Annotated in this window: 14 protein-coding genes; 5 read left to right on the top strand and 9 right to left on the bottom strand. The window is 52.5% G+C overall.

What is annotated here, in order from left to right; genetic code table 11:
- The 4 genes from IQ22_RS21440 to IQ22_RS23960 all read left to right on the top strand — a co-directional run.
- Window positions 1-252: SDR family oxidoreductase (locus IQ22_RS21440; protein WP_145145834.1), on the top strand; the 252-nt coding region annotated here is incomplete at its 5' end.
- 58 nt (window positions 253-310) lie between these two features.
- The gene (locus IQ22_RS21435; RefSeq protein WP_145145832.1) at window positions 311-1,660 is read left to right on the top strand and encodes an MFS transporter; all 1,350 of its coding nucleotides are present in this window, start codon (window positions 311-313) and stop codon (window positions 1,658-1,660) included.
- Window positions 1,661-1,730: 70 nt separating this feature from the next.
- Window positions 1,731-2,927 carry a benzoate/H(+) symporter BenE family transporter gene (locus tag IQ22_RS21430; RefSeq protein ID WP_145145830.1) on the top strand — a complete coding sequence of 399 codons (1,197 nt, stop codon included), beginning with the start codon at window positions 1,731-1,733 and terminating at the stop codon, window positions 2,925-2,927.
- A 409-nt stretch (window positions 2,928-3,336) separates the two neighbouring features.
- Window positions 3,337-3,480, top strand: coding sequence for a hypothetical protein (locus IQ22_RS23960; RefSeq protein WP_342212463.1), 144 nt, complete (start codon window positions 3,337-3,339; stop codon window positions 3,478-3,480).
- Window positions 3,481-3,983: 503 nt separating this feature from the next.
- Here IQ22_RS23960 and catA read toward each other — a convergent pair.
- From catA to IQ22_RS21410, 3 genes are read right to left on the bottom strand one after another with little or no spacing between them, the layout of a single operon-like run.
- A complete protein-coding gene (gene catA, locus IQ22_RS21420) occupies window positions 3,984-4,922 on the bottom strand; it encodes a catechol 1,2-dioxygenase (RefSeq protein ID WP_145145828.1) in 939 nt (312 codons plus the stop codon).
- A gap of 50 nt (window positions 4,923-4,972) precedes the next feature.
- Window positions 4,973-5,263 carry a muconolactone Delta-isomerase gene (gene catC / locus IQ22_RS21415; protein ID WP_145145826.1) on the bottom strand — a complete coding sequence of 97 codons (291 nt, stop codon included), beginning with the start codon at window positions 5,261-5,263 and terminating at the stop codon, window positions 4,973-4,975.
- A gap of 15 nt (window positions 5,264-5,278) precedes the next feature.
- Window positions 5,279-6,427 carry a muconate/chloromuconate family cycloisomerase gene (locus tag IQ22_RS21410; RefSeq protein ID WP_280177107.1) on the bottom strand — a complete coding sequence of 383 codons (1,149 nt, stop codon included), beginning with the start codon at window positions 6,425-6,427 and terminating at the stop codon, window positions 5,279-5,281.
- A 100-nt stretch (window positions 6,428-6,527) separates the two neighbouring features.
- On the opposite strand from IQ22_RS21410, the gene IQ22_RS21405 reads away from it, so the two are divergent.
- The gene (locus IQ22_RS21405) at window positions 6,528-7,406 is read left to right on the top strand and encodes a LysR family transcriptional regulator (RefSeq protein WP_145145822.1); all 879 of its coding nucleotides are present in this window, start codon (window positions 6,528-6,530) and stop codon (window positions 7,404-7,406) included.
- 227 nt (window positions 7,407-7,633) lie between these two features.
- Here IQ22_RS21405 and IQ22_RS21400 read toward each other — a convergent pair whose 3' ends face one another.
- From IQ22_RS21400 to IQ22_RS21375, 6 genes are all read right to left on the bottom strand, one after another.
- Window positions 7,634-8,848 (bottom strand): ABC transporter substrate-binding protein, encoded by a 1,215-nt coding sequence (locus IQ22_RS21400; RefSeq protein WP_145145820.1) that lies wholly within the window; start codon window positions 8,846-8,848, stop codon window positions 7,634-7,636.
- On the bottom strand, window positions 8,845-9,834 hold the full coding sequence (locus IQ22_RS21395; protein ID WP_145145818.1) for a CobW family GTP-binding protein: 990 nt from the start codon (window positions 9,832-9,834) through the stop codon (window positions 8,845-8,847). Before IQ22_RS21395 ends, IQ22_RS21400 begins: the two co-directional genes overlap by 4 nt.
- Window positions 9,831-10,130 carry a hypothetical protein gene (locus IQ22_RS21390; protein ID WP_145145816.1) on the bottom strand — a complete coding sequence of 100 codons (300 nt, stop codon included), beginning with the start codon at window positions 10,128-10,130 and terminating at the stop codon, window positions 9,831-9,833. Before IQ22_RS21390 ends, IQ22_RS21395 begins: the two co-directional genes overlap by 4 nt.
- Window positions 10,131-10,274: 144 nt before the next feature.
- Entirely contained in the window at window positions 10,275-11,027 is a 753-nt protein-coding gene (locus tag IQ22_RS21385) for an SDR family NAD(P)-dependent oxidoreductase (RefSeq protein ID WP_167654200.1), read from the bottom strand.
- 20 nt (window positions 11,028-11,047) lie between these two features.
- Window positions 11,048-11,821, bottom strand: a complete 774-nt coding sequence (locus IQ22_RS21380) for an SDR family NAD(P)-dependent oxidoreductase (protein ID WP_145145814.1) — start codon at window positions 11,819-11,821, stop codon at window positions 11,048-11,050.
- 12 nt (window positions 11,822-11,833) lie between these two features.
- Complete coding sequence (locus tag IQ22_RS21375) at window positions 11,834-13,189, bottom strand: MFS transporter (protein WP_145145812.1); 1,356 nt, start codon at window positions 13,187-13,189, stop codon at window positions 11,834-11,836.

Here is a 13,189-nt window from a genome sequence, read left to right as displayed (position 1 = left end):
ATCCGTATCAACGCCGTCGCGCCCGGTGGCACCGAAGCGCCGCCCCGGCGTGTTCCTCGCAATACCAATCCCATGAGCACGCAAGAACAAGCGTGGTATCAGCAGATTGTCGATCAGACGGTACAGAGCAGCCTCATGAAGCGTTACGGCACGCTCGACGAGCAGGCTGCAGTGATTTTGTTCCTGGCTTCGGACGAAGCCTCTTATATCACCGGTGTCACTTTGCCGGTGGGTGGAGGCGACCTCGGTTAGGGTTCGATCCAGCACTCCGCGACATCGCTTCCGACAAAAAGAATAAAAGGAGTTCGCTATGAGTACGATCGCTGTACAACCGCTTCTTGATAATGCACGCTTTGGTCGCTTTCACTGGCGGGTATTGTTCTGGTGCGCTCTGATCATCATCTTTGATGGCTACGACTTGGTAATCTATGGAGTCGTGCTGCCAGTTCTGATGAAGGAGTGGGGGCTCACGCCGCTGCAGGCCGGGTCGCTAGGCAGTTATGCGCTGTTTGGGATGATGTTTGGTGCCCTTATATTCGGGCCGTTGTCCGATCGGATCGGACGAAAACGATCGATCATGACGTGTGTGATCCTGTTCAGCGGCTTTACTGTTCTTAATGGTTTTGCACGTAACCCGCTGGAGTTTGGGATCTGCCGCTTCATTGCCGGGTTGGGTATCGGCGGTGTAATGCCAAACGTAGTAGCGCTAATGACAGAGTACTCACCCAAGCGGCTGCGCAGCACGTTGGTAGCGATCATGTTCAGCGGCTATTCGGTGGGCGGCATGCTGTCGGCTGGATTAGGCATCGTGCTACTACCGCGTTTTGGTTGGCAGATAGTGTTTTACATCGCCATCATTCCTTTGCTGCTGTTACCGCTGATTCTGCGCTTTCTGCCAGAGTCGGTAGGCTTTCTGCTGCGGCAGGGGCGTACCGACACCGCTGCGCATATCCTGCATCGCATTGAGCCTCGCTATGTCCCGGCCTTGGATGATCAGTTCCAGATGCCGATCGGTAAAAGTCAGGGCACTCCAGTGTTCGAGTTGTTTAGGGATGGCCGGGCAGTCAGCACCGTCATGCTTTGGATTGCGTTCTTTTGCTGTCTGTTGATGGTTTATGCGCTTAACTCCTGGCTGCCTAAGCTAATGAACAGTGCCGGATATGGACTGAGCTCAAGCCTTGCGTTTCTGCTGGTACTCAATGTCGGAGCTATCTTTGGTGCTGTAGGCGGCGGCTGGTTGGGTGACCGGATGAATCTGCAGCGGGTACTGGTAACCTTTTTTGTAATTGCAGCCATATCCATCAGCCTGCTCGGATTCAAGAGCCCGACCGGCGTGCTCTATGGACTGATCGCTATTGCCGGGGCGACAACCATTGGTACGCAAATCCTGGCTTATGCCTGCGTTGCACAGTTCTATCCGTTAACGATCCGCTCTACAGGACTTGGTTGGGCTTCAGGCATCGGGCGCATAGGAGCGATCGTCGGTCCGCTTCTGGGCGGTGCGCTGGTAGGGATGGAATTGCCATTGCACTACAACTTCATAGTCTTTGCCGTTCCCGGCGCCATCGCAGCATTGGCCATGTGCTTTGTGTTCTTGCAGCGTGAACCGCGAGCTATGCCACCCATAGCCAAACCGAGCCTGGCTGATTCACGTACCTGACCTCCAGGCTGCCGGTGCCTCCTACGCATCGGCAGTCTGCTTCGTTATTCGAACCGCCTTGCGAGGTATCATGAGTTCACTACTCAAGGACTGCTCTGTGTCGGCCCTCGTGGCAGGCCTCATCGCTACGGTCATCTCCTACGCTGGTCCCCTGGTAATTGTATTTCAGGCCGCTCACAGTGCTGGTCTTGGGGCTGATGTGCTGTCGTCCTGGGTGTTGGCGATCTCGCTGGGTAGTGGAGTGTTGGGCATTGTGCTGAGCTTGTATTACCGGGTGCCGGTCATTATCGCCTGGTCGGCCCCAGGCTCGGCCTTGTTGGTCTCCTTATTGCCTACGGTCAGCTTCAACGAGGCCATAGGAGCGTACCTGGTAGCCAATACGCTCATTTTGATTGTGGGGTTGTCCGGCTCGTTCGACCGCATCGTCAGTCGGTTACCAGCCGCCATTTCCGCCGCCATGCTGGCCGGTATTTTGTTCAGTTTCGGCGTTGAACTGTTTCGCTCAGTCAAGACTCAGCCGCTGCTGGTAGTGACTATGTTTGTCACTTACCTGCTTGGGCGCCGTTTATTGCCGCGCTATGCCGTACCCGCTGTGCTGGTGGTTGGCACTATCACGGTATTGATCACCGGTGAGTTCAACCCTCAGGCACTGGTGCTGGACCTAGCTGTACCGGTATTCACCGCACCTACCTTCACATGGCAGGCTACCCTAAATATCGCCTTGCCTTTGGTATTGGTAGCGTTGAGCGGGCAGTTTTTACCAGGTATGGCTGTATTGCGTAACGACGGCTACCAAACCCCGGCGAGGCCGATCATCGCAGGCAGTGCCGCCACGTCCTTGCTGCTAGCACCCTTTGCCTGCCATGGGCTTAACCTGGCCGCCATTACCGCCGCGATCTGTACTGGTCGCGAGGCGCATATCGAACCGTCACGCCGTTATATAGCAGGTGTGTCGGGCGGGGTGTTGTATCTGGTGCTGGGCATTTTCGGGACAACTGTAGTGTCGTTGTTTGGTGCTTTTCCCAAAGCGATGATTGCTACCCTGGCGGGACTGGCCTTGCTCTCGGCCATTGGCAGTTCTCTCAGCAGTGCCATGGATGATCCTGCTGATAGGGAAGCGGCTCTGATCACGTTTCTTGTTACGGCGTCAGGGATGTCTTTCTTAGGGCTATCAGCAGCATTCTGGGGTCTGATCTTTGGCTTATTTGCCCATGTAGTACTACGTTACCGAACATCTGCTAAACAATCTGTTAAGTCATTAGCTTGATACTCAGCAGGCCTCAACACCCTTGCCTAGATCTTCTTCTATAGATGAACTGCTTCTATTATGTTTATTACGTTGGGATTGCACATAGTTGTGGCCTAATCTATAGGTCAAAATAGAAACTCGTACTTCTATTGTATCCTTGTGGTTACTTAATATTTAACATAATCATTGTTATGCGAAGTCAGGATTGCGCTTCTATCAAGGAATTCTTGATACCTTGTGATTTCTCTCATCCCGAATGGGTGTCCTAAGATAGCTTAGTATTACAAGTCGAGAGCGCCTTATTCGACTGATTAGGAATTCCCAATGACTGATTCGGCTGCGAGATCCTTGAGCGTCAGGCTAACGAAGGCTGGGCGCTAAGGTCATTGACCGCTTAGCATATGATTTACGCAATACATTTCTAGAGATGAAGGTTTTTTCGCCACGCAATCTCAAATACATGCGGACCTTCGCTCAGGCCTGGCCAGATAAACCATTTCGTGCAAGAAGTGCTTGCACAATTACCTTGGGACCACCAGCTCACGCTCCTGGACAAATTCAAGACCAATGAGGCCGGGCGTTGGTGTGCCTTTATGTCCATTAAGCATAACTCGTCATGTAGATACCCTGGCGATGCAGATCGAAACCAATCTGTATGAGCGTTTTGGCCAGGCTATTACTAATTTCAAGCGAAGTTTACCCAAGGTACAGTCAGACCTAGTACGTGAGTCGTTAAAGGATCCTTACCGATTTGATTTTTTAGGGATTAGGCGAAGCGGCTCAGGAATATCTGACTATTTCCGATTAATATTCTAATCGGAAATAGTCAGATATTCTTGTATAAGTGCTGAAGCTCCTATTGAGCATTATGAGGAGTGACGATTTTTATTTTGTGATCGTTACGTTCTTACTGGTTGCGTCATATCAGATCTTTTCATCGGTGCTCCGCTGTTATTTTCATCCTCTGACGGAAGCTGACTCTTCCTGATAAGTGAAATGGTTTCAGGAATGTGCTGTGTCTAGGACAAGACTACAGCAGGTGTAATCTGCTGTAGTCTACCGCTTTAATAGACTTTATACGGTTTGCAGCGCGCGCGGGCGCTGGCTCCGCTTTTCCAAGTTAGGCTCGGTTGCTTTCTGAAGCTGGAAGTTGAATTCAAGCTCTGCGAAGCGCCCCTTGATCCCTCGGCTGGCAGCTGCTGCTTCATCTTCAACAAACCGGATCTCGCCGATTAAGCCCTCTCGGGTAGCATAGGCAAAGTCATCCCATAGGTATTTATCATCAGACAGGTTTATCTGTGTGGTTAGATGACGATAGCCAGGGGCTGAGATAAAGAAATGAATATGCGCTGGACGTTGACCATGACGACCGAGTTGATCGAGGCATTCTTGGGTTGGTCCCTTGGGATCACAACCATAGCCACTTGGAACAATGCTTCGAGCACGGTAGCGGCCGTTAGCGTCAGTAAGGATGCGTCTGCGTAGGTTATATTCACTCTGAGTTTGGTCAAAGTAAGAATAGTTACCTTTGGTATTTGCATGCCAAAGATCGACCGTAGCACCTGGAATTGGTTTGCCATCTAAATCTAGGACAGTACCTTCAAGAAACATTACAGTGGCTATATCGTCTTCACTTCCATCGTCCATTCGTGCTTCACCCTGAACAATGGGCGCACCAGCTACATACAATGGCCCCTCAATAGTACGGGGTGTCCCGCCAGCGAGGCCAAGTGCCTCATCTCTAGCATCATTGAGTAGATCAAGAAAGTGTTCTATGCCCAGGCCAGCCACCAGCAAACCTGCCTCACCACGGGCACCTAATCGGTTCAGGTAATCAACTGCCGTCCAAAACTCATCATCAGTGATATCAAGATCTTCAATGATCTTTGCTGTTTCCTGAAGGACGCGCACCATGATGCGCTTTAGACGGGGACTACCGTTGTCATTATCGTAACCGGCTGCTTTCTCAAAGAAGGATTGGATTTCTGCAGTATCCGAAATCTTCACGGTCATGTTATTCACCTCATATTGTTCTTGTTAAAAAGATTAGCCATTTAATGCTTTTAGCGATCGTCGCCGTGGATTGATGAGGGATGACGGCACAGCCCGTCAATCTCAATATCCATGTAAGGAAACAGCGGCAGCTGCATGAGCGTGTCGTGCAGCTCCTCAACGCTTGCGACGTCGAATACGCTGTAATTGGCATAGTGTCCAGCAATGCGCCAGAGATGCCGCCACTTGCCTTCCTGCTGCAGGCGCTGAGCCAGCTCTTTTTCATCTGCCTTTAGCTGTGCAGCTTTGGATGGATCCATGTCGTTAGGTAGTTTTACAGTCATTTTTACGTGGAACAGCATGGCACTCTCCTCCATTTAGCGCAGGGAAACAGTGGTATGGGATCGATCACGACGGAAATACGCAAAGCGCTCTTCGTCTAGGGTCAGGCCAAGGCCAGGAAGATTGGGAACCTCTAAGTGGAAGTCTTGATATATCAAGGGGGTCGCCAGAATTTCTTCTGTTAATAATAAAGGTCCGAAGAGCTCCGTATCCCAGCTGAGCTGTGGAAGAGTAACGAATGCTTGAGCCGAAGCCATTGTGCCTATTCCGCCCTCTAGCATAGTGCCTCCGTAGAGGCCTATGCCCGCTGCCTGCGCGATAGCCGCAGTACGTAGCACAGCACGCGGGCCCCCGTTCTTAGCAATCTTTAGGGCAAAAATGGGTGCAGCAGCACTTCGTGCTAGCCCGAATGCATCTTCAACGCTCTCAATCGCTTCGTCAGCCATGATTGGAATAGGACTTCGGGCACTGACACGCGCTAGCGCCAATGGATCATGTCGTGGAATCGGTTGCTCAACAAGATCGATGCCAGCGTCGCCCAACGCCTTGCAGGCAGTAATCGCAACGGACTCACTCCAGGCTTGGTTCACATCCACTCGGACGCTGGCGCGATCCCCAAGGGCTCGCTTGATTGCAGCTACGTGAGCAATATCCTTGTGAACCTCACCTGCACCAATCTTGAGTTTGAAAATACGGTGGCGGCGTATCTCCAGCATGTGCTCAGCTTCTTCAATATCCTTGCCTGTATCGCCACTGGCCAAGGTCCAGGCCACTGACAGCCGATCCCGGAGGCGGCCGCCCAAGACCTCGCTTATTGGAATACCTAAGCGTTTACCTTGAGCATCCAGCAAAGCCGTCTCGACTGCAGACTTGGCAAAGGTATTGCCACGAACGGAGCGCTCAATGCGGTGCATGATGGCGTTAATATTGCCAGCATCCTGACCGATTAGCAGCGGTGCAAAGTAAGTATCAAGGTTCTGCTTGATACTTTCAGGGCTCTCCATACCATAACTGAGCCCGCCAATAGTCGTAGCCTCACCGAGCCCTTCGATACCATCACGACACCGCAAACGAACAATAACCAGCGTTTGTCCCTTCATGGTGTGCATGGCCAGCTTGTGAGGCCGAATGGTAGGAAGATCAATCAGGATTGCATCAAGACTTTCTATCGCGCGTTCCATTATTCGATATCCAAAAAGTTTAGACTTGTTTTGGATGATCTTGAACTGCGATAAATTTAGCGTCCAATATGAATTCGATCTAGTTCGATACTTAGGAGGTATCATGGAGCTGAGGCATTTACGTTATTTTCAAGTGGTTGCAGAAACCCTGAACTTCACCCGCGCTGCGGAACGGCTGCACATTGCGCAGCCGCCTTTGAGCCGACAGATTCAACAGTTGGAAGACCTGCTTGGTGTCTCACTGATCGAGCGGGCACGGCCATTGCGCCTGACTGAGGCTGGCCGATTTTTCTATGAGCATTCGACTCAGCTTTTGCAGCAGCTCGAACATGTCTGCGATAGCACTCGACGTATTGGCCAAAGCGAAAGGCGCTGGTTTGGAATAGGATTTGCTCCCTCCACCCTTTATGGGGCTCTGCCTGATTTGATTCGCCGCCTCAGGAGTGATGTGGATATTGAACTAGGCCTGTCGGAAATGACCACCCTGCAACAGGTCGAGGCACTCAAGGCTGGCCGTATTGATATTGGCTTTGGGCGTATTCATATTGAAGACCCTGCTATTGAGCAAAAGGTGATACGAAATGACCCTTTGGTTGCTGCTTTACCCAGTGGCCACCCCCTTTTACAAGGGACGCTAAGCCTGGCAATGCTTGCTCAGGAACCGTTTATCCTTTATCCAGGCAATCCACGTCCTAGTTATGCGGATCATGTGCTGGCCTTGTTCGCTCGTCATGGTTTGAACATACGAGTCACACAGTTAGCTAACGAACTACAGACTGCTATCGGACTGGTCGCTGCTGGGATCGGTATTACGTTAGTACCTTCTTCAGTACAAAGACTGCACCACACAGATATCACTTATGTGCCGCTGTCCGAGAAGGATGCAGTCTCCCCTATCATTATTAGCCGACGCCTCGGGGACCGGTCGCCTGTGTTGGGATATTGCATGGACCTAGTAAATGAGATTATAGATTGTGCATAGTCATTTACGATCAGGCTGAGGACCTATAACCTAGTATCAATGCTGGCGTAGCTGCCATGATCTATGGCAGGAATAACAGGGTTAGGTCCCGGAGAGAGGAGAGAAAGGGTCTATGGTATAGACCTCTATCGGAGGATGGTCTAGTAGCTCGCGGCGCTAAGCGCGTTAAGGCCGCCCCTGATGTTGTGATCGAAGATACTTTTGCCGCTTTACTATGTAGGCTGAACTTATAACGTTTGAACAGATGGGAAACTAGAACCCCTCGGGTTTGAACGTAAAAAGTCACTCCAGCGCCGTACCAGGTAGTTGTGCTCGTCCATGACTGAGTTCCAAACGCCAATATGTCCCATACGCTCGGCATACGAGCCACCTTCACGACTAGCGCCAAGGTCGATCAGAGGGAGTCCATCACTGCCGGGGAGTTCTTCACGGGCGGGCTTGCCAGCGTACCAATAATCCCATTCGGCGGGCGTCAGGTGATCACGAGCACGTGGGGGGTTAGAGATGTAGAAGCCCTGGCGAGCCATCACTGCCCCAGGCCAGCCGGATAACCACCAGTTTAGATACGCATAGGCAGCATCGCGTACGAGACCTTCAGCGCAGCGAGAGAGAGATAGCCCACCAAACCAAGCGCGATAACCTTCTTTCGGCACAGCAACCCGATACTGAATACCGGCGCGATGCAATTGCATCAGCATGGGCGACCAAAGACTCTGGATGTCGATATTAGGATTGAGCATCAATTCGCCCGCATGGCGGTCGTCGGACCAAAAGGCAGCAAAATGGCCATGACGCTGCTTTTGAATTAGAAGCTCTGCCAGTTGGTCAATTTCACTCAGACGCAAGTTACCAATATCATTGAACTGCGTAAGACCAGCTGCTTGCAGAGCCAAGGCCGCGTCTAACGCCCCGATGGCCGCATCGCTCTGCAAAGCAATATGCCCACACCATTGTTCGTCAATCAACCAGGCCCAACTCTCCTGTTCCTGGCTCAGCGAATTCGGGAGCCGCTCAGGGCGATAGACAAAACTGTCAGCGTTATGAGTTAGCGGCAGCATACTGATATGCTCGGTAGGCTGGCTACCTAAACTGCCGTCATATTGTACGAAGAGTCTATCGCATGGCAGGCTACCTGCGGCCAGCCGATCCGTGGGCTGCAAACGACCACGCTTAGGAAGATCGTTGATTTCTTCCCACAGCGCTATACGGCGTGTATCAATAGGCTGAATTGCACGTGCAGGCCAAACAAAATCTACATTGTGAAACCATTGATCATAGAGATCATAGCTGTCGGGCTGCATAACAGCGATCCGCTGGGCAGTTTGTACATCATGGATCTGATAGACCAGCCGGATGCCTAACTCATCCTCCGCACGGCAGCGGATAGATTCCAACAACGTAACAGACGTCCCGAGCACTCGCAACGTGATAGGCGTAGTCATGCCACCTGCCCTAACCGTCGCAAAAAAGCGTTAAACGATCGACGTAACAGATCGATGTCAAGATCGCGAACGATGAATACCACCCGTGAGTATTGCGGTCCTTCCGGCCATGTCGAGAGATGGACTGGCGTATGCAGACAATGCTGCACTCCATGTATAACGATTGGTTGTGGAGAATCAATCACGTCGAGAATGCCCTTGACTCGCAGGATACGTTCGCCATGGCATCTTAACAGCATGGATAGCCAGACTCCGAAGGCAATCCAGTTTAAAGGCTTATCGAACTCCAGGCAGCAAACTTGGGCAATACTATGCCGACTCTCCCTGACCGGAGCGAACAGTTTCCAACGTCTCACCTCCTCTACCGCTTGAGCGCCCTGAACACCTTCGCCAAGTAGTAGGTCATCACCACTGGTTATATCAGTAACCATGGCCTGAGAAGCAGAAGGATTAAGCAAATTGAGCCGTTCTTTCAAGTCATTTACAACAGCCATTGACACAACATCGGCCTTACTAATTAACAGGCGATCAGCTGCAGTGACTTGCCCTAGCCACTCGGGATGCAGGCGTGCCTGACTTTCGGCATGCTGCGCATCTACAACGGTAACTAGCAAACCTAAATGGAAGCGTCTACGTAGCTGCAGGTCTTGATTTAGAGTCGCCAGGATAGGAGCAGGATCGGCCAAGCCAGTGGTCTCCAGCAGAACGCGGCGAAATGCTGGAATCTCGCCTCGACTACGTCTGTCATGTAGGCCAAGAAGCGCATCCTTGAGGTCCCCACGCACTGTGCAGCAGACGCAACCGCCAGGTAATAAGACAGTTCCTGGCGCAACCTCTTCCACTAGCAGATTATCAATGCCAACTTCACCAAACTCGTTGATCAGTAATGCCGTGTCGCCCAATTGCTCATTGGCTAGCAGACGTTTGAGCAACGTTGTCTTACCGCTGCCAAGAAAGCCGGTGATGACATTAACCAGCAAGCTCATGGCTGGGCCTCAAGATGATCAAGTAGTTGGGTGTCTAGCGGGTCCAGTGCGCGTCCGAGAATAGACTCAGCCTGATGCCAGAGCTGCTCTAGTCCATTAGCCATTTCCTGTCGGCCGGTTGGCCCTTGAACGAGATAGGAAGCGCCTTGGAAATCCGCCACACTTAAACGAAAGGGCGCGATAACTAGATTGATCGCCTTGATGCGGCGCAGCCGCTCACGGCGTCTGGGCAGATCATTACCTAAGGGGTCGGTCCAGTGAGCGTCCTCGCCCAGCAGGCCACAGAGTCCACACATGTACGATCCTCAAGTGCTATAGGGCTTGTTGACAGCAAGATCACAGGCAACCTGGATCTATGCTGTACGAACAAGACTGTCAGGCCATCCTGCCATCAAGTACAGGGCAAGATGGTATTGGGCACAACACCATTACTCAAAGAGCTAAGGCATTACATCACCTGAATTCGGTCCTAATGTCTGGCCAACAAAGAGGTTGCCGCCAGGGTCGGACGCTAGGAGAACTGCCACAGGCGCCACCTCGTCGGGCCGCCCAAAACGGCCTAACGGCAACTCCTTGGCTTTGGCAATCTTCCAGTCCTGACTGATGCCGTCCACTAGAGGGGTTTCAATTGGTCCAGGGGCGATAGCATTAACCAGCACATTGCTCTTACCGACTTCCAGTGCTAGCGACTTGGTGAAGCCAATAACACCGGCTTTAGCCGCTGCGTAATGCGTTAGCTCTGCACCGCCCTTGATACCTAATTGTGACGCAATGTTGATGATACGTCCCCAGCGCTGACCCAGCATATGGGGTAAGGCACGCTGACTGGCAACAAATACGCTAGTCAGGTCAACTCGCAGCATGTCGTCCCACATGGCTTGCGTAAGATCCACGCAAGCCGCTTGAGTCAACATGCCAGCATTATTAACCAGGATATCAATGCCGCCAAAAGCCTCGATACATGTATCGATACCCGCTTGGGCACCTTCGTGACAGCCAACATCAGCCACACACTCTACAACTTCAGCACCAAGCGCTCGACACGTATCAGCTGCAGTACTCAGCCGCGTTGCATCACGATCAGCCAGAATTAGCTGTGCGCCAGCATTGGCATAGGCTTGAGCAATAGCTGCCCCGATACCACTAGCGGCACCGGTTACCAACGCACGGCGACCTTTAAGAGAAAATATCATGGGACTTCCTTGCATGGTTATTACTCAGGCCAGCGCACAGTCAGGCCACCATCAATAATGATGCTCTGACCTGTGATGTAGCTTGCGTCGGTACTGGTCAGGTAGCGCACCAGCTTGGCGACTTCATCGGCTCGCCCAACACGCCCGAGAGGAATGACGCGGGCGGCTTTGGCCAACCCTTCTGGTCCGAGCGAGTTCCTGGCATCTAGCGATTGCGGTGTTTCGATCAGCCCTGGAATAACTGCATTACAACGTATGCCACGTGGCGCCAGCTCAACGGCTAGTGAACGGCACAGTCCGGGTACACCAGCCTTGGCGGCAGCATAATGCGCATGCTCCTGCCAGCCATAAACACCTCCAGCAATGGATGAGATGGCAACCATTGCAGCACCTTCGCCCATATGCCGGGATGCCGCACGGAATGTGCGCATTACGCCGGTAAGATCAACATTGAGCATCTCGTTCCAGCGCGTGTCGGTCATCTCCAATAAAGGCGACGCACGCAAGAGGCCTGCGTTAGCGATGGCGTAATCCAAGCGACCAAAGTAGTCGACGGCGGCGCTAGCAGCAGCTTCGACCGAATCGCTATCGGTAACATCAACCGGCATCATTAGACAGTTACCGCCGGCTTCAGAAACCAAGCGTTCCGTAACCGTATGGTCATGGGTATCGCCCGTAAAGTAGCCACCAACGACGCGGACGCCGTGTTGGGCATAGGCAATGGCTAGTGCCTGGCCAATGCCGCTAGCAGCACCAGTGATCAGGGCAACGGGAAGAGAAGAATCAGAAGTCATGGCCGCTCCGGACTATTTGACACTAGTGGGCTCAACGTGGCGGGCAGCCCACATCACGACACCAGAAAGAAAACAGGGCAGCGCACCGAACCACAGCGCAGCGCTGTGCCATTGTCCGCCTGTACCCAGAACACTCGTGATCCCCAGCCCAGCCAGGATTGCCCCCACCGGACCCATGGCATGTACAATGGCACCACCCGTAGCACGAATGCTCGTTGGAAAGCTCTCGCCCATGAAAAACAGCATGGCCGAATAAGGCCCTGTCAGAAAAAACAAACCAAGGCTATACAGTGCCACCACAGGCACCAGCTCGCTCGGTGCCTGTAACATCGCAGCAAATGCCAGGCCGCCACACATCCAACCTAGGGCTACTGTATTACGCCGACCGATACGATCCCCTAGCCAGCCGTGGAAAAGATAGCCAATGAAACCCACTAGATTGGAAAGCACCAGTATCCATAGTGAGTTTTCGAACGACAGGTGATGAACGCTGACAATCACCGAGGTGCCAAGCACGCTAAATACCTGAATAGCCGACCAGTTGAGCAGAATAGCCAAACTCAAGACTACAGTCGGACGCAGTGCTGCACCGCGAAAAGCTGCAGCTACACCAGCCTTGGCATGTTCGTCATAATCAATATGGTATTCACGCGCCAAGCTTCGTGCTTCGCTGTCCTGTCCTGCTCTACGTAATTGAGCTATACGCAAGTGCACCTGGAATTGCGGGCTTTCCTTGAGTTTGCGGGCAAGCACAGCAATGACGAAGGCGGGTACGGCAGCGAATACAAAACATCCCTGCCATCCAATGGAAGGCAGCAATACTGCCGTCAACCCGGCAGCGATCAGTGCGCCTACCGGCCAGCCACTTTGTACAAGGCTGTATATGAAACCTCGACGCTTGATGAGCTTGGGATCATCCGAAGCCGCATATATTTCAGTTAGATAGGTAGCATTGACGCCTTCTTCCGCATAGCCCAACCCTGCCACGGAACGCACGCCAATCAGCGCTCCCTTGCCCATTCCTGCACAGACTGCAGTTAACAATGAGCACAGTGCAGCGCCACCAATGGTAAGCATAATGCCGCCTCGCCGACCAATACGGTCCACGACCGGACCGATGGCGAATGCTACCACGGCCCCCCCTACCGCCACCCAGGTCGCTATCCCGGCCTGTTCAGCTTCACTCCATGTGTAGTGACTACCCATAACCGGCAGTAAGGTGCCAAACAAGATGAAATCGTAGACGGCAAATACCCAGGCAAAAAAAGCAATCCAGGTAGCGTACTTCACATCCCCCGAGGTTAGATGCTGTGGTTTCCAGGCAGATGCAGGCGTTGAGTGAAACATGGTATCGGCATGTACATTCAT

Origin of the sequence: Pseudomonas duriflava, assembly GCF_007830155.1 — a bacterium.
In the GTDB taxonomy this organism is placed as follows: domain Bacteria; phylum Pseudomonadota; class Gammaproteobacteria; order Pseudomonadales; family Pseudomonadaceae; genus Chryseomonas; species Chryseomonas duriflava.
The sequence above is the reverse complement of the archived record's forward strand: the minus strand, read 5'-3'. Positions and strand labels throughout refer to the sequence as shown.